This window comes from Streptomyces sp. NPDC039423 (assembly GCF_055598725.1).
Window position 1 is genome coordinate 513,183 of the sequence record NZ_JBVKAH010000004.1, and the last position, 16,106, is coordinate 529,288.

13 protein-coding genes and 1 pseudogene are annotated in these 16,106 nt (G+C 75.2%); 7 read left to right on the forward strand and 7 right to left on the reverse strand.

Going from position 1 to position 16,106, the window contains the following annotated elements:
* Positions 1–89: 89 nt before the first annotated feature.
* Both ACZ7LK_RS16455 and ACZ7LK_RS16460 read right to left on the reverse strand, forming a co-directional pair.
* Entirely contained in the window at positions 90–1,163 is a 1,074-nt protein-coding gene (locus tag ACZ7LK_RS16455; protein WP_469462584.1) for a lactonase family protein, read from the reverse strand.
* A 198-nt stretch (positions 1,164–1,361) separates the two neighbouring features.
* The gene (locus ACZ7LK_RS16460) at positions 1,362–2,876 is read right to left on the reverse strand and encodes an FUSC family protein (RefSeq protein WP_392273431.1); all 1,515 of its coding nucleotides are present in this window, start codon (positions 2,874–2,876) and stop codon (positions 1,362–1,364) included.
* A gap of 311 nt (positions 2,877–3,187) precedes the next feature.
* Between ACZ7LK_RS16460 and ACZ7LK_RS16465 the strand changes: the two genes are divergently transcribed.
* From ACZ7LK_RS16465 to ACZ7LK_RS16480, 4 genes are all read left to right on the forward strand, one after another.
* On the forward strand, positions 3,188–5,659 hold the full coding sequence (locus ACZ7LK_RS16465) for an MMPL family transporter (RefSeq protein ID WP_471141357.1): 2,472 nt from the start codon (positions 3,188–3,190) through the stop codon (positions 5,657–5,659).
* Positions 5,660–5,696: 37 nt separating this feature from the next.
* A complete protein-coding gene (locus tag ACZ7LK_RS16470; protein WP_392273429.1) occupies positions 5,697–6,182 on the forward strand; it encodes an Lrp/AsnC family transcriptional regulator in 486 nt (161 codons plus the stop codon).
* A gap of 88 nt (positions 6,183–6,270) precedes the next feature.
* A complete protein-coding gene (locus tag ACZ7LK_RS16475; protein ID WP_392273428.1) occupies positions 6,271–6,969 on the forward strand; it encodes an HAD family hydrolase in 699 nt (232 codons plus the stop codon).
* A 248-nt stretch (positions 6,970–7,217) separates the two neighbouring features.
* Complete coding sequence (locus ACZ7LK_RS16480; RefSeq protein WP_392273427.1) at positions 7,218–7,493, forward strand: DUF2087 domain-containing protein; 276 nt, start codon at positions 7,218–7,220, stop codon at positions 7,491–7,493.
* A 115-nt stretch (positions 7,494–7,608) separates the two neighbouring features.
* Here the strand turns inward: ACZ7LK_RS16480 and ACZ7LK_RS16485 are convergent.
* A pseudogene (locus ACZ7LK_RS16485) lies at positions 7,609–8,391 on the reverse strand (GNAT family N-acetyltransferase); the annotation flags it as partial.
* 80 nt (positions 8,392–8,471) lie between these two features.
* On the opposite strand from ACZ7LK_RS16485, the gene ACZ7LK_RS16490 reads away from it, so the two are divergent.
* Entirely contained in the window at positions 8,472–9,641 is a 1,170-nt protein-coding gene (locus ACZ7LK_RS16490; protein WP_392273426.1) for a lactate 2-monooxygenase, read from the forward strand.
* Complete coding sequence (locus tag ACZ7LK_RS16495) at positions 9,638–10,621, forward strand: 2-hydroxyacid dehydrogenase (protein WP_469462597.1); 984 nt, start codon at positions 9,638–9,640, stop codon at positions 10,619–10,621. Before ACZ7LK_RS16490 ends, ACZ7LK_RS16495 begins: the two co-directional genes overlap by 4 nt.
* A 49-nt stretch (positions 10,622–10,670) precedes the next feature.
* Here the strand turns inward: ACZ7LK_RS16495 and ACZ7LK_RS16500 are convergent, their stop codons facing one another.
* From ACZ7LK_RS16500 to ACZ7LK_RS16515, 4 genes are all read right to left on the reverse strand, one after another.
* On the reverse strand, positions 10,671–11,891 hold the full coding sequence (locus ACZ7LK_RS16500) for a damage-control phosphatase ARMT1 family protein (protein WP_471141363.1): 1,221 nt from the start codon (positions 11,889–11,891) through the stop codon (positions 10,671–10,673).
* 60 nt (positions 11,892–11,951) lie between these two features.
* The gene (locus ACZ7LK_RS16505) at positions 11,952–12,398 is read right to left on the reverse strand and encodes a hypothetical protein (protein ID WP_471141366.1); all 447 of its coding nucleotides are present in this window, start codon (positions 12,396–12,398) and stop codon (positions 11,952–11,954) included.
* A gap of 32 nt (positions 12,399–12,430) precedes the next feature.
* On the reverse strand, positions 12,431–13,972 hold the full coding sequence (locus tag ACZ7LK_RS16510; RefSeq protein ID WP_471141369.1) for a restriction endonuclease fold toxin-2 domain-containing protein: 1,542 nt from the start codon (positions 13,970–13,972) through the stop codon (positions 12,431–12,433).
* Positions 13,973–14,204: 232 nt separating this feature from the next.
* Positions 14,205–14,627 carry a YjbQ family protein gene (locus tag ACZ7LK_RS16515; protein WP_392273423.1) on the reverse strand — a complete coding sequence of 141 codons (423 nt, stop codon included), beginning with the start codon at positions 14,625–14,627 and terminating at the stop codon, positions 14,205–14,207.
* Positions 14,628–14,916: 289 nt separating this feature from the next.
* Between ACZ7LK_RS16515 and ACZ7LK_RS16520 the strand changes: the two genes are divergently transcribed.
* Entirely contained in the window at positions 14,917–16,098 is a 1,182-nt protein-coding gene (locus tag ACZ7LK_RS16520) for an NAD(P)/FAD-dependent oxidoreductase (protein WP_471141372.1), read from the forward strand.
* Positions 16,099–16,106: the final 8 nt, after the last annotated feature.

Sequence of the window (16,106 nt, forward strand, 5' to 3'; positions counted from 1 at the left end):
GGCACGGGCCCTTCGCGCCGCCCGGACGGCGGCACCCGCCCGTCCCCGGGCCCCGGGCCTCGGCTCCGGTAGGGCCCGGGCCCCGTTTCTCAGGTGAAGACCACGCAGGACGCCGCCGGCACCTCGATCGAGCCCACCCGGCTCGGCACGCCGGTCGTGGGGTCGAGGTCGAACCAGGTGACGTCGCCGGAGCGCTCGTTGGCCACGTACAGGCGCCGCCCCGAGGGGTCCAGGGCGAGGGCACGGGGCCAGTGGCCCCCGCACGGCACGGTGGTGACGGGCCGCGGCCGCTCCCGGGTGCCGTCGAGTTCCAGGACGGCGACCGTGTCGTCCCCGCGCAGCGCCGCCCACAGGAACCGGCCGTCGGGCGAGGCGACGATCCCTGAGGGGTACGTGACGGCGTCCGCCCGCGTGGGCAGGGCGGCCGGGCGGCCCACGGGCTCCAGGGCGCCGGTGGCGGCGTCCCAGCGGCAGGCGGCGATCACGGGGGCCAGTTCGGCCAGTACGTAGACGTGGCTGCCGGACGGGTGGAAGGCGAGGTGGCGCGGACCGGTGCCCGGGCCGAGCGCTGTCTCGCCGTGCGGGACGAGCCGGCCCGTGGCGGGGTCGAGGGCGTGGACGCGTACGGAGTCGGTGCCGAGGTCCACGCCGAGGACCCAGCCCCCGCCCGGCGCGGGCACCACCTGGTGGGCGTGCGGGCCGGTCTGCCGCTGCGGGTGCGGGCCCGAGCCCCGGTGCGTCAACACCTGGGCGGCGGGGCGTGGCGTGCCGTCCGGCGCCAGGGAGAGGGCGCTGACGCTGCCGGAACCGTAGTTGGCGGTGAAGGCGCGTCCGCCGGCGAGCGCCAGATGGGTCGGGTGCTGCCCGCCCACCGGCACCGGGGCGCCGAGCAGCCGCGGGGCCGGCCCGGTGACGTCGAAGGCCGCGAGGGCGCCCTCCTCGGTCTCGCTGACCGCGTACAGCACGTCGCCGCCGGGCGCCACGGCCAGGAAGGACGGGTCCACGACCTCGTCCGACGCGCCCGTGACGACCGGCGCGCCCGTCCGGGAGTCCACGGTGGCGGCGACGATCCCGCGCCCGCCGGCCGAGGTGAACGACCCGATGTAGGCCCGCCCCCCGTTCCGCCCGCCCGGCCCTCCGCCCCGCCACGCCTCGTCCGCCACCGCGATGCCCCTCTCCGCCCAGCCCGCCGACCTCGGTGCGCGCCCGACGCTAGCAGGTCTAGACCAACGGCGTCGCGGGTGGCGTGATCACGCCCGACCGGAACGTGGCGGCGGGCGGGGAGCGGCGGGCGGGGCGGGGCGCGGCGGCGGGCCGCAGACGGGAGCGGTGCGCGGTGCGCGGCGGGGAGCGGCGCGCGGCTACGCGCCGATCAGCGGTTCGCGCGGGGAGGTGCGCAGGGGGGTGGCGAGCTCGGTGAGCGCGCGCTCCAGGCTGTGGAGGTGGGCGAGCGCGGGTTCGGTGGCGGGCCCGGCGGCGCGCGGGACGTCGGCGGGGGCCGTGCGGGCCTCGCGGGCCCTCTCCGGCGTGGTGAGCGCCTCCACGGCCGTTTCCACCCGCCAGCAGGCGGCGGCCAGCCGGGCGTCGTGGGAGGCCTCGGGGTCGGCCGCGATGGAGGCCAGGCCCCGTACCTCGCGGGCGCACGCGTCGAGCAGGGCGAGGACCTGCCGCGCCCGGGCCTTGCGGGCCCGCAGCGGGCTCAGCGGGTGCACCAGGGGCGCCAGGGAGAGGCGTACCCGCCCGAGCAGCGCCTCCAGTTCGGTGACGTGCGGGGACGGGTCGGCGCCCGGCGTCCCCGACAGGCGCGCGGCGGCCTCCGCGGTGCAGACGTGGACGCAGCGCAGGGCGCGCTGGATCCACGCGTCGGTGGTCGCGTGGGTGGTGATGGGCAGGACGAAGAGCACGGCCAGCACGGCCCCGAGCGCCCCGACACCGGTCTCCATGGCCCGCAGCGCGAGGAGGGCCGGGTCGAGCACGCCGAGGAGCCCGTACAGCGCCCCCGCCATCAGCGTGACCGACAGCATCATCCAGGTGTACGAGACGGCGGCCGTGTAGAAGATGCCGAACACGCACCCGGCGACCAGGACGGCCGTGGGCACGACGGCGCCGTCCAGCGGGACGACCACCACCAGCCCGACGGCGATGCCGATCAGCGTGCCGAGCACCCGGCGGAAGCCGCGGACCAGCGTCTCCCCGCGCGAGGTGGTGTTGACGAAGATCCACCAGGTGGCGCCGACGGCCCAGTACCACCGGTCCCCGGAGAGCATCTGGCCGATCACCAGCGCGACGGCTCCGCCGACGGTCGCCTGGACGGCCTGGCGCGTGGTCGCCCGGGCCAGGCCGCGCCCCTCGGCCGGCGGCTGCGCCGGGGGCGGGGGCAGGCGCCGCTCGTAGCACCACAGGCCGAAGCGGACGGCCGAGGAGGACAGCAGGGACAGCGCGACCGCCGCGTACAGCTCGGGGAGCTGGCCGGGCAGCGTGTGCAGGAACTGCGTGACGAAGAACGTCATGAACGCGAAGACGCCGAGGGAGTGTCCGCGCGGCCCCCAGCGGCGGGCGTACACCCCGGCCCCCAGGACGGCGAGGAAGGCCGCGTCCCGGGCGGCCGGGTGGTCGTGGAGGACGGCGGCCAGGGCGAGCACGGGGAACCCGACGGCGGGCAGCAGGGCGGTGGTGACCGCCTGGGCCCGCACGGAGGCGTCCGTGACGGTGAAGAGCGCGAGGAGCGCGGCCAGGCCACCGGTGATGGCCGCCGCAAGGGAGTGTCCGGCGAGCCCGCACACGGTCACCGCCACGCTGATGCCGAGGACGGCCCGGGTGGCGCCGCGCAACCGCAGCCGGCCCGGATCCGGAGCCACGAACACCCTCTTCAGCACAGTTTCCCGCCCCTTTCGACACGTCCGGCGCCTTCCGGCGTTCCGGCATGAAAAAGGCGCCGCGGGATCCGCAGCGCCATCGACGCCCCCATGACACCACTTTCCAGCCCGATGGCTCAACTCAACCGCAGCCGACAGGGCCATTGGCCCAGGTGCATCGACAGCGGTACGGGACCGAGCGGGCCAATGGGCCAGTGCACCGGCCGACTCAAGGCGGCGGGCGGCCCCGGCCGATGGAGAAAGGCGGAAGCAGGTCGTCCGCCTGACCGGCGCCCGCGCCGGCCGCGGGAGCCCGTACGAGGGGAGTGCGCATGCCGAGCACGACGAGGTCCGGCCCGGTACCCGGCCGGCCGCCGGAGCCCGTGCCTCCGCCCGGCGGGGGCGACGGGATCGACACCAGCCGCCGGCGCGGCGGCACGCCCGCGCCGTTCGCCGTCCGCCACCGGCGGCTCGTGTGCGTCGTGGCGCTGCTGCTGATGGCACTGGCGGCGGTGGGAGGGCACGGGGTGGCCGAGCGGCTGTCCTCGGGAGGCATCGTGCCGCCCGGGGCCGAGTCGCTGCGCGCGGAGGAGGTCCTCCGGCGGGACTTCGAGGAGGGCAGGCCCGGGATGGTGCTGCTGGCCCGCGCGCACGGGGCCCCGGTGGCCCGCGCGCACGGGGCCCCGCTGGCCCGCACGCACGGGGCCCCGGTGGCCCGCGCGCACGGGACGACCCCGGGCGCGGCCGCCCCGGCCGCCGTTCCGGGTGCGGCCGCCCTGGCCCCCGTGGACGCCCCCGCGGTCGTCGCGGCGGCCCGGGCGGTCGAGCGCCGGCTGGCCGCCGAACCCGGGGTGGTCCGCGTCCGCTCGTACTGGAGCACCGGGCGGATGCCGGCCCTGCGGGCCCGGGACGGGCGCGGCGCGCTGGTCCTGGCCTGGCTCCGCGGCGGGGACCACGAGCGCGGCAGGACCGCCGAGCGGGTGGTGCCCGGCGTGACCGGACGGTTCGGGCCCCTGGAGGTGACGGCCGGGGGCGAGGCGGCCACCCGGGTCGAGGTGGCCCGCCAGGCGTCCCGTGACGCGCGGAGGAGCGAGCTGGTCGCCCTGCCGGTCACCGTGACCCTCCTGCTGCTGGTGTTCGGCTCCCTGGTGGCCGCCGCGCTGCCCGTCCTGGTCGGGGTGTTCGCGGCGCTCGGCACCACGGCGCTGCTGCGGAGGCTCGCCGACCACACCGAGGTCTCGGTGTACGCGCTCAACATCGGCACCGCCCTGGCCTTCGCCCTGGCCATCGACTACAGCCTGTTCCTCGTCAGCAGGTACCGCGAGGAGCGCGCGAACGGGGCGGGCACGGCCGGGGCCCTGCACACCGCCCTGCGCACCGCCGGGCGGGCGGTGGCGTTCTCCGCCGGCACCGTCGCGTGCAGCATGGCCGCCCTGCTCGTCTTCCCGCACCCGCTGCTGCGTTCGCTCGGCTGCGCGGGCGTGGCCGTGACGGTCATGGCGGCCGTGGGCAGCCTGGTGGTGCTGCCGGCCGTGCTCGCGATGCTGGGCGACCGGCTGGACCGCCTGGACGTGTTCGCCCGGTGGCGCCGCCCCCGGCCGGACAGGGCCACGCCGCCGGGCGGTCACCGGGCGGGCCCCGGCGGCCGCGGAACGCCCCTGGGCGGGTGGGGGCGGGTCGCCGTCCTGGTGATGCGGCGGCCGCTGGTCACCGGGGTCCCGGTCGCGTGCCTGCTGGTGCTGCTGGCCGTCCCGTTCGCCGGCGTACGGTTCGCGGTGTCCGACGACCGTGTGCTGCCCGCGGGCACCGCCGCGGGGGGCGTGGGGGCGGCGCTGCGGCGGGACTTCGCCGACCCGCCGGTCGACGTCACGACCGTCGTCCTGCCGGACCTGGACGCCCGCGCCCGCCCCGGGGCCGTGGCGCTGGACCGCTACGCGCGCCGGGTGTCCGCCGTGCCGGGCGTGCGGCGGGTGGACACGGCCACCGGGACCTACCGCGAGGGACGGCGCGGCGCCCGCCCGTCGCCGGCCTCCGCCCGCTTCGTGGCGCGCCACCGGGACGCCGGGGGCGCGTACCTGTCGGTGGTCACGGCCGGGGCGGCGGGGGACCCGGCCAACGCCGACCGGGTCGGGGCGATCCGTGACGTGCCGGCGCCCGCACGCGCGTGGGTGGGCGGGCCCGGCGCGAGGGTCGCCGATGTGCGCGGGGCGGTCGGGGAGCGGCTGCCGCTCGCCCTGACCCTGGTGGGCGCGTCCATGTTCGTCCTGGTGCTGGGGCTGACCCGGAAGCCCGTCCTGGCCGTCAAGGCCCTCGTCCTGAACACCCTCAGCCTCTGTGCCACGTTCGGCGCCCTGGTCCTGGTCTTCCAGCGGGGGCACCTGGGGTGGCTGGTGGGCGACTTCGCGGCGACCGGGTCCCTCGACGTGCAGATTCCGGTGGTGACCTTCTGCGTGGCCTTCGGCCTGTCGATGGACTACGAGTGCATGCTGCTGTCCCGCGTCGTGGAGGAGCACCGGGCGGGCGCGGACACGGAGACGGCGGTGGCCGTGGGCCTGGACCGCACCGCCCGGCTCTTCACCTGGTCGGCCACCATCCTGGCGGTGGTCATGGTGGCGCTGGCGACCTCCGGGCTGGTCTTTTTGAAGGCCGTGGGCGTGGGGCTGGCGCTGGCCGCCGTCCTGGACGCGACCGTGGTACGCGGCCTGCTCGTCCCGGCCGTGATGCGGCTGGCCGGCCGCGCCAACTGGTGGACGCCCGCGCGGCCGCGGAGCCGGCCGGGGCGGGATGGGCCATTGGTACCGTGAACGGTGGAAGTGCCGTACCAACAGGGGGCGACGGACCATGGCAGTGGACGAGCTGGACACCCGGATCCTCCGGTTGCTGATCGAGCAGCCGCGCACCAGCGTGCGGGAGTACGCGCGGATCCTCGGCATCGCGCGCGGCACCCTCCAGGCACGGCTGGACCGGCTGGAGCGGGAGGGGGTCATCACCGGGACGGGGCCGGTCCTCTCCCCCGCCGCGCTCGGGCACCCGGTGCTGGCGTTCGTGCACATCGAGGTCACCCAGGGGCACCTGGACGAGGTGGGTGACGCGCTCGCCGCCGTTCCCGAGATCGTCGAGGCGTTCTCGATCACCGGCGGCGGCGATCTGATCACCCGGGTCGTGGCCCGGGACAACGGGCACCTGGAGGACGTGATCCAGCGGCTGATCCAGCTCCCCGGTGTGGTGCGTACGCGTACGGAGATGGCGTTGCGGGAACGGGTGCCGCACCGGCTGCTGCCGCTGGTGGAGGCGGTGGGCCGGGCGGCCGGTCCGCAGCGCGGCTGAGCGACCGGTCCGCGGCGCCCGACGGGCGGCGGCGACGGGCGGCGGCGGCGATGGCCGGGGGCGCGCGGGGGCTTGGCATGCTGGGGGCATGAGCACCTCCCGCGTCGCGGTCGTCTTCGATCTCGACGGCACACTGGTCGACAGCGAGCCGAACTACTACGAGGCGGGCCGCCGGCTCCTGGAGCACTACGGGGTCACGGACTTCGGCTGGGACCGCCACACCGACTTCATCGGCATCGGGACGCGCGAGACCCTGGAGGTCCTCAGGGAGGAGTACGGGATCGAGGCACCGGTCGACGAGCTGCTGGCCGGCAAGAACCGGTACTACCTGGAGCTGGCGCGCGCGGCGACGGAGGTGTTCCCGCAGATGCGGGCGTTCGTGGAACGCCTCCACGCGGAGGGCGTGCCGATGGCCGTCGCGTCCGGTTCGTCGCGCACCGCGATCGAGGCGGTCCTCGGCGGTACGGGGCTGGACGCCTACCTCACCACCCTGGTCTCGGCCGAGGAGGTGGAGCGGGGCAAGCCCGCGCCGGACGTGTTCCTGGAGGCGGCGCGGCGGCTCGGGGTGGAGCCGGCGCACTGCGTGGTCCTGGAGGACGCCCCGCCGGGCGCGGCGGCGGCCCGGGCGGCCGGCATGCGGTGCATCGCCGTGCCGTACGTACCGGGCACGGCCGACGACCCGGCGTTCGGCGGCGCGGAGCTGCTGATGCGCGGCGGGCAGGCGGAGTTCACGGCGGCGGCCGCGTACGACTTCGTGATGGCGGGCCGCCCGGACGCGCGCCGCTGACGGCCGGCGACCGGACCCGGCGGGGCCCGGGGCCGTCAGGAGCGGCGGACCACGCCGTTCCCACCCAAGGCCGTCATGAGCGGCGGACCTCACGCCGTTCGCACCGCGGGGCCGCCCTCGGAGCCCCGCCCGTGGCCGCTGTCGCCCGGAGCCCCGCCCCTGGCTGTCGTCGCCCGGCGTGAGCCGTCCCCGCTCCTGCCGCGAAAACACGTTGCCCGGCGGGGGCGGGGCGGGGGAGGCTGCCCGTCATGTCCGAAGCGATGACGGGCGGTTCACGTGATGTGGCCGCCCTTTTCTCCCGGGGCCGCCTGACGGCCATTCCGCGCAAGCCGGCCCGCCGCGAGCAGTTGCTGGTCCACCTCACCGAGACGCTGTTCGAGCGGGACCGGTCGTACACCGAGCCCGAGGTGAACGCGGCCCTGCGCACCGTGCACGAGGACTGCTCCGCGCTGCGCCGCTATCTGGTGGTCGGCGGGATGCTGACCCGCACCCGGGACGGCGCCGCCTACCGGCGGGCCGGATAGCGGTCAGAACCGGGCGTGGGCGGTGATGTCCGCGCCGAACCGGTCGATCATCTCGGTTGCCCCCGTCGGCCAGCCGGGACGGCAGCAGCTCGACGAAGGGCCAGCCGAGCCGGGAGGCGATGGCCCGGGCGAAGGTGGTCTTGCCGGTGCCGGGCGGCCCGAACAGGGTGATGGTGCGCGGTGGCCGGACTCCGTGCCGGGCGGCCCGTTCGGGCTGGGCGAGCGGCAGGACGACCCGTCGCTCGATGAGGTCCTTCTCCGCCTCCATGCCGGCCACCCCGGCCCACAGGTCGCCCGGCGGGAAGCCGCCGCCGAGGTCCTCCAGCACGTTGGCGGCGGGCCCGTGCAGCGGCTCGACCTTCTCGAAGTAGGCCACGGCGGGCTGACGGGTGTAGCCGGCGTTGAGCAGCCCCTCGCCGACGAGTTCCTCCTCGGGCAGGACGTAGGCGATCCGCCCCACCCGGGCGGCGACAAGACGCCGCTCCAGTTCCACGAGGAGCGCGCTCGCCAGCCCCCTGCCGCGCCAGGCCGGGGAGATGGCGATGCGCATCACCCACGCGCGCTCCCCCGCCACGCAGCCGAGCGCCGCCCCGATGGGCACGCCCTGGTGGACGGCGACCACCGCGGGCTGACGGCTCGTCAGCGCGCCGATGCACTCGGCGAGTGAGAAGACGGACTCCTGTCCGAGCTCGGCCGTGGTGTCGATCAGATGGACGACCGCCGCGAGATCGCTCTCGCGGTAGTCGTGGATCAGCCAGTTCACCGGTACCACCCCTCGTCGTGCTGTTCCGGCGAGGCTAGAAGCCGCGCACCGGCCGGTTCCTGTGCCGAGGTGCACAAGGGCGGAGGGGTGACTACGACGTCCTGGACGTTGTGGTGAGCGCATCGGCGGCCGCATGACGGTGGACGCGGTGCCCGGGCGCCGCCAGGATCGCGGTGACGCACCATCTCCGCGACCGACGACGGGACGTACGAGGCATGGCGAAGCACTGGGCGGACTTCCAGTACGAGATCTACCTGAACGGGACCACCGGCGCCGTACCGCGGCTGCCCACCGATCTGACGCGCCTGGAGGAACTGGTCGAGCGGCGCCTCGGCCCCGGCCCGGCCGGTTACGTGGCGGGCGGCGCGGGCAGCGGGAGCACGGTGGCCGCCAACCGGGCGGCGCTGGAGCGGCGGCGGATCGTGCCGCGGATGCTGCGCGACGTGCACGAGCGTGACCTGTCGGTCCGCGTACTGGGCCGGGACCTGCCCGCGCCGCTCGCCCTCGCGCCCGTGGGCGTGCTGTCGATCATGCACCCGGACGCCGAGCCGGCCGCCGCGCGGGCCGCCGCCGCCCAGGGCGTGCCGTTCGTGCTGTCCTCCGCGTCCAGCACGCCCATGGAGCAGGTCGCCGAGGCGATGGGCGACGCCGAGCGGTGGTTCCAGCTCTACTGGGCCAGGGACCGGGAGGTCACCCGGTCGTTCCTGGGCCGGGCCCGGGCGGCCGGGTGCAGCGTGCTGTTCGTCACGCTGGACACACCGCTGCTGGCCTGGCGGCCGCGCGACCTGGACCAGGCGTACCTGCCCTTCCTGCACGGCGTGGGCACCGCCAACTACTTCACCGACCCGGCGTTCCTGGCGGGGTTGGCCAAGCCGGTGCAGGAGGACCCGGACGCTGCGGTGGCGCACTTCGTCGGCATGTTCGCCGATCCGGCCAAGACCTGGCCGGACCTGGCGTTCCTGCGGGAGAACTGGGACGGTCCGATCGTGCTGAAGGGCGTCCTGCACCCGGACGACGCCCGGCGCGCCGCGCAGGCGGGCATGGACGGCGTGGTGGTGTCCAACCACGGCGGCCGGCAGGTGGCCGGTGCCGTCGCCGCCGCCGACGCGCTGCCCCGGGTCGCCGAGGCCGCAGACGGCCGGCTGGCCGTGCTGTTCGACAGTGGCGTCCGGACGGGCGACGACATCTTCAAGGCGCTCGCCCTGGGCGCCGACGCGGTCCTGGTGGGCCGCCCGTACGCGTACGGGCTCGGGCTCGACGGCCAGGCGGGCGTCGAGCACGTGATCCGCTGCCTGCTCGCCGAACTGGACCTCACCCTGGCCCTGTCCGGGCACTCCACCCCCGCCGGCCCCGGCCGGGACGACCTCGTCGAGGAGACCGCGTGACCGCCCCCCGGAACGTGCTCGCCGTCGTCGCCCCCCACGTCGGCGGCCGCGCCGCCGGCGCCGCGCTCGCCTCGGTGCTCCCCGGGCACGCCCGGGTCACGGTGGTCGAGTCGACCGGCGAGGACCCGGTGGCGCTGCGCGAGGCCCATGTCGTGATCACCGCCCTGGCCCCGGTGACCTCGGCCCACCTGGCCGCCGCGCCATGGCTGGAGCTGGTCCAGTGCGCCAGTCACGGCCACGACCGCGTGGACGTGGCCGCCGCCCGCGCGCGGGGCGTCCCCGTCTGCACGATCGGCTCCAGCGACGCCGAGCGGCGGGCCGTGGCCGAGCAGACGTTCGCGCTGATGCTGGCCCTCGCCAAACGGCTGGTCCCGGCCCACACCGCGCTCGTCGAGGGCGACTGGGCACTGCCGCGCCTCCAGCAGTCCCTCACGGAGCTGTGCGGCAAGACGCTCGGCGTCGTCGGTCTCGGGCGCATCGGCGCGGAAGTCGCCCGCCGGGCCGCAGCGTTCGACATGGACGTCCTGTACACGGGACGCCGGCGCGTCCCGCCCGAGACGGAGGCACGCCTGGGCGGGGCCCGGTACATGGGCCTCGACGAGCTGCTGCGCGCCTCGGACTACGTCACCCTGCACGCCCCGCTGACCGAGGACACCCGTCACCTCCTCGACGCCCGGCGGCTGGCGCTGCTGAAGCCCTCCGCGTTCGTCGTCAACACGGCCCGCGGCGCCCTCGTCGACCAGGACGCCCTCGCCGACGCCCTGGAAGCCGGCCGCCTCGCCGGAGCGGGCGTCGACGTCTTCGACCCCGAACCGCCCCCGGCGTCCCTGCGCCTGCTCAAGGCCCCGAACGTGGTGCTGTCCCCGCACGCCGGGGGCGTCACCCGCGAGACGGTGGTCCGCATCGCCCTCGCCGCCGTCCGGAACGTCACCGACCACCTGGCCGGCAAGCCGCCGCGGGACGTGGTCCCGGAGGAGTGACGGGCGGCCGGCCAGGAGAAGGTTGTGCGGGAGCCACCCCCGCGCTGTACTACGGACGCACCTGGATCAGCGCGTGGGTACCGCTCGTACGCCAGGCGGCCCCGGACCGTTCGAGGGCGTGCAGCGTTTCCTGCTCCAGGCCGACGATGACGTCGGACTTCAGGGTGCGGAGCGCCGCGACGGGTCCGGGGAAGTGGGCCGTGCGCCCGGCGAACGGCACGGTCGGGTGCCACAGCCTGTCCCCCACCAGGCGCCGGTAGTTGAGGTCGCCCTTCAGGATGGTGAGCGTGGCTGTCGCGAACTCCTTCCGCAGGTCCTCGGGCATCTCCTCGTACGGCAGCGGGGCGCAGAAGAACGGGTGGGTGCGGACCTCCAGGCTTCCCCCGGCCATGGCCTGCCAGAGTCGGTCGCCGATCCGGCCGGCCTCGCCGGGTGCCTCGGTGAGGCGGCGGAGGCAGTCGACGACGTCCGCGGTCATCGCGTCGGAGACGTAGTACGGATGGGGCTTGACGTGGAGGACGACCTGCTCGGCGTGCCCGTGTGCGAGGAGGTGGTCGATGAGGACGAGGTCGGGGATCAGTTCACGTCCCGCGTTGTCGGCCACCACGGCCACGGTGGCCGAGGCGCCGGCGGGCAGGAGCTGCCACAACGTGGCGCTGTCGTCGGCGACCAGTGCCGGGACCGCGGCGTCGGCCACGGCCGGCTCCCCCGCGGAGATCCGGAAGCCGAGGTCCGCGCGGTTGCCCCAGAGGGAGGCGTGCAGGAGGGCCGTGGCCCGCTCCCCGGCCGCGGCGCCCGCGAGCGCGTCGAGGGCCCGCAGCTCTTCCTCCACCGCGTCGCCTCGCAGCTCCGCCCGCTTGAACGGCGCGAAGGGATCGATTCCCTGCCACGGACCGTCATCGAAGTACCCGACCGCGCCGAGGAGCCGGCGGTAGAAGTAGCTCTCCGCCCACAGGAACGGGGCGTCGTACCACGAGCGCCCGAAGTGCCCCTGCCCCCAGGCCGCCCAGCGCTCGTGGTCGTGTGCCGCGGTCCCGAGCGGCTCGACCGCACCGTTGGCGGTCTCGTCCAGCAGGGCGTCGAGGGCCGCGTGCTGCCGACGGCCGTACGGGAAGGCGTCGCGCACCTGCCGGACGAGGGCGGGGTGGCGCTCGGCCAGCACGCTCCGGGCGAACGAGCCGGGCTCGTCGCCCAGGACGACCGGAGCGCCGGCCGGGCCGGCGTCGCGAACGGCCTCTTTGCCCGAGGCGCGGGAGGTCTTCTCTCTCATGGGGCCCAGACCCTTCGCATGTCGCTCATGTGGTCATGATCCCCAGTGGCGTGCTCGCTGTCAGTCCAGCCCGCCGGTGGCTTCGAGATGAGCGAGGAAGGTGGCCACGAGGCGGGGGCGGGGGACCTGGGGGACGAGCGCGTCGGGCACGTCGGCTTCCAGGCCCCACTCCGTGTTGAAGGTGATGCTGCTGCCGTCCGGGACGATGCTTCCCCACAACCACTTCACGAACTCCGCTGCGGCAAGGGCCGTGCAGTCCTCGATGGCGATGCCTTCCGGGGACAGCTTGGCCATGCCCTCCAGCTCCTCCTCGCCGACCGTGATGCCGAAGTGCATGACGGACCCGCGCACAGGACCTTCGTCCCCCTCGTCGAAACGGACGAACGTGTCCGCCTTCCGCTCGCGCAGCTTGGCCTCGATCCCCTCGTAGGTCAGGCCCCATGTGACGCCCTCGGCGGGTCCGAAGACGTACATGGTGCGGAGTTCGGCCAGTTCGGACGCGTCCACGCGCTCGCTCCCTCATCGTGTGCTGCCGTTGGTCAGGGTACGTATCGGGCGTAGCCCTTGACGCCGTAGGCCGCCATCATCACGCGCCAGTAGGCCACGGAATCAGCGTTGTTGGTGACCGTCTCCACGCCTCGCATCTCCTTGTTGCGCGGGTCGTTGAGAGCGGCGTGGTACTTCGTGAGCTCCTTGCGGTCCTTGTCGTACAGGAAGTCCTTCTTGCCGGACTGGTGGTTCGCGCGGAGCTCGTCGAGCGAGCGGTAGCACGGCTTGTTCGGGTTGTTGACGTACTTGGCCTCGATCGCCATGCCGTCGCGGTCACGGAAGCCGTCGACCATCAGGGTGCTGTTGGCGCTGATGCCGAGCGGGATGGGGACCTCGTACTCGGGGTATCCGGCGACCCGCTTCTGGTAGGCGACCTCGGCGGGCTTCCCGCCGGACACGTCTCCGGCACGCAACGAGTTCAGCCACGTCTGGAAGTTCTGCTGCTCGGGGGCGGTAAGAGGCGGAAAGCGCGGGTCCGGCGGCGTCGGCGGGGCCATCGGCTGTACGCGAGGGCCGTTCGGCGGCCGGTAGCCCACGGGGACCACGAGGGGCACCCGGATCAGCGGGGCGAGAAAGGGCGGCAGGGACGGAAGGGGCAGGAACCCGCCCCCGTCCGGCTGCGGCATGGGGACCTTGGCCTGCGAGCTGTCGAGCGCCGGCGGGATGTTCCCCAGGCGCGCGATGCGCATGTCGCCCGTGACGAGCTCGTGCAGGCCGCCGTCGTGCCCCTCGCCGCCGAACTGCGGTCGTTCCCAGATGGCGAGCGGCTCTCCGAAGAGGGGGCTTTCCTCTTCCGGGATCCTCTTCAGCGCCGTTTCGATGTGATCCGCGTACGCGTCGCAGGCGTGGGCGATCATCCGACAGGCGGATGGCAGGTTCGCCATCAGGGTCTCGTCCTCGCCGACCTCGGAGGGAGGTGGGGTCTTGCCGACGAACACGGTGAAGAAGGTCCGGACGGCTGCGGCGGTCTCGCCGAGCTGCTGGGCGGTCGCGGTACGCCAGGCGCTTTCGGAGTCCCAGTAGGCGTCGTCCAGGATGCCCGCCGTCGAACGCCAGGCGTTGGCCGTCTTGCGGAGCTTGTCCCGCTGACCGTGGAAGCGCGAGCTGAGCAGGTACTGGTCGGTCCAGCTGGTCTCGCCGACAACCTCGGGCAGATCCTCGGCGTTGTGGCTGGCGCGCGGGTTGCAGTCCGGCCTCGCAGGCTGCGCCCCGATGTCGGGCCCCACGCTCTGGCCGAGCAGGGACGCGGCGATCGCGCTCTCCTGCTTGAGGAAGTCCTCGGTGGCCTTGAGCATGGCGCCCGCACCGTTCGCCATCACCTGGTGTGCGAGACCGGCCGCCTCGAAGACGGTCTTCACGGCCGGCTTGTAGACGGCGGCGAAGGCCCGGCCGGCGTTGTCGTCACCCGCCATCCCGCCATGGGCGCTGAGCTCCGTGAACAGCAGGCCCAGCATGTCGCGGATCAGGTCCCGCAGCCGCACCATGGACCACGAAGCGTTGACGTAACTCCCGGCCTTGTGTTGAAGATTCAAAGACTCCCCCGTGCCCTCGGCCACCAGGCTGTTCGATGGACCGTACACGTTGGCGAGGGGAGGAGCGCCGTCAGAGCGGGCGCGTGGAGCGTCGGTGGCCGATTTCTGTCGAAGACCGGCTCGGCCGCGTTCCGTGACGTGCAGCCCTCATCGGCCCTGGACCGGCTCGTTCACGATGTGCGGGCCCGTCGCCGCCCGGTCGGTGACGGCCCGCCGATGACGATCGGCTCGGTCAGCCGAGGAAGCTCAAGCGCACCTGGCGGTCCGGGTTGTCCTTGTTGGTGTCGACCACGCAGACCGACTGCCAGGTGCCCAGCGCCATTTCGCCGCCCACGACCGGGATCGTGGCATGCGGGGGGACCAGGGCGGGCAGGACGTGGTCGCGGCCGTGGCCGGGGCTGCCGTGGCGGTGCTGCCAGCGGTCGTCGGCGGGGAGGAGGGTGTGGAGGGCCGCCAGGAGGTCGTCGTCGCTGCCGGCGCCGGTCTCCAGGATCGCCACGCCCGTCGTGGCGTGCGGCGTGAAGACGTTCAGCAGGCCGTCCCGGCCGGCCGCCGCTTCCCGGAGGAAGGCGGCGCAGGCGCCGGTCAGGTCGTGGACGGTCTCCCGGTTCCCGGTGGTGATGCGCAGCGTACGGGTGGTGAATGCGTCGCTCATGCCCCCATGGTGTCACCGCCGCGGTGCCGTTCCGGGAGCCGGCGTGTCCGGCGAGGCCCCATGGACGCGGCGGGGCACCGGCGGTCACGATGGGGGCATGGCGATCAACGGTGCGTCAGGTCCGTGGGGTACGTCGGAGACGTCGGGCGCGTCAGGGACACCGGGTGCGTCGGGGACGCGGGGGGCGCAGGGTGCGTCGGGGGCGGTGGGGACGCGGGGGGCCTCGGAGGCGTCGGGGACGCGGGGTGCGTCGGGGGCGGTGGGGGGTCGGGGCCGGGCCGGTGGGGAGGTGCTGCCCGGTTCCGCCGACGTGGTGCTGCCCGGTTCCGCCGACGTGGTGGTGGTCGGCGGAGGGGTCGTCGGGGCGAGCATCGCCTTCCACCTGGCCGAGGCGGGGGCCGGGCGGGTGCTGCTGGTGGAGCGGGACACGCCCGCCTCCGGGTCCTCGGGCAAGCCGATCGGCGGGGTCCGGGCGCAGTTCTCGGACCCGCTCAACGTCCGCTTGGGGCAGCGGAGTCTGGAGGCGTGGCGGGCGTTCGGCGACCGGCCCGGCGCGGACGTGGGGCTGGAGACCGTCGGCTACCTCTTCCTCCTGGCGGACGAGGCCGAGGTGGAGACGTTCCGCCGGGGCATCGAGGTGCAGCGCGCGTACGGCGTGCCCAGCCGGCTGCTGGGCCCCCGCGAGGCGCACGCGCTGTGCCCGTACGTCGACCCGTCCTCGATCGTGGCCGCCGCCCACTCCCCCGCCGACGGGTACGCGCTGCCCCGGGCGGCCGTCGCCGGCTACCTGCGGGCCGCCGCCGCGCTCGGCGCGACCGTGGTGACCCGCTGCGCGGTGACCGGGATCGAGACGTCCGGCGGGGCGGTGCGCGCGGTGCGGACGACCGCCGGGACGGTCCGCACCGGGACGGTGGTGTGCGCGGCGGGCGCCTGGTCGCGGGCGGTGGGGGCGATGGCGGGGGTGGACCTGCCGGTCACCCCGCTGCGGCGGCAGATCGCCCTGACCGGCCCACTGGACCCGGCGCCGCCGCGGGTGCCGTTCACCCTCGACTACGGCTCCACGCTGTACTTCCACTCCGACGGCGCCGGCGGCCTGGTGCTGGGCCTGTCCGACCCGCGCCAGGAGCCGGGCTTCGGGCGCGAGGCCGACGACGGGTGGCTGGACCTCTTCCGCCGGGCGGCCGCCCGGCGCGCGCCCGCGCTCGTGGACGTGCCGGTGACCGGCGGCTGGGCGGGCCTGTACGAGATGACGCCCGACCGCGACGCGCTGATCGGCGAGGCACCGGGGGTCGGCCGGTTCCTGTACGCGACGGGGTTCTCCGGCCACGGCTTCCTCCAGGCGCCGGCCGTCGGCGAGGTGGTCCGGGACCTGTACCTCGGCCGTACGCCGTTCGTGGACGTGGGGCCGCTGACCGCCGGCCGTTTCGAGGGTGCCGCCACCGGGGTGCGCTCGGAGGCGCACATCATCTGAGGAGTTCG

What these genes read in the sequence shown, in the direction of transcription:
- ACZ7LK_RS16480 (WP_392273427.1), top strand. Translation starts at nt 7,218, where the DNA reads ATGTCCGAAGCGATGACGGGCGGTTCACGTGATGTGGCCGCCCTTTTC.
- ACZ7LK_RS16500 (WP_471141363.1), bottom strand. Translation starts at nt 11,891, where the DNA reads ATGAGAGAGAAGACCTCCCGCGCCTCGGGCAAAGAGGCCGTTCGCGAC.
- ACZ7LK_RS16515 (WP_392273423.1), bottom strand. Translation starts at nt 14,627, where the DNA reads ATGAGCGACGCATTCACCACCCGTACGCTGCGCATCACCACCGGGAAC.
- ACZ7LK_RS16470 (WP_392273429.1), top strand. Translation starts at nt 5,697, where the DNA reads ATGGCAGTGGACGAGCTGGACACCCGGATCCTCCGGTTGCTGATCGAG.
- ACZ7LK_RS16465 (WP_471141357.1), top strand. Translation starts at nt 3,188, where the DNA reads ATGCCGAGCACGACGAGGTCCGGCCCGGTACCCGGCCGGCCGCCGGAG.
- ACZ7LK_RS16490 (WP_392273426.1), top strand. Translation starts at nt 8,472, where the DNA reads ATGGCGAAGCACTGGGCGGACTTCCAGTACGAGATCTACCTGAACGGG.
- ACZ7LK_RS16475 (WP_392273428.1), top strand. Translation starts at nt 6,271, where the DNA reads ATGAGCACCTCCCGCGTCGCGGTCGTCTTCGATCTCGACGGCACACTG.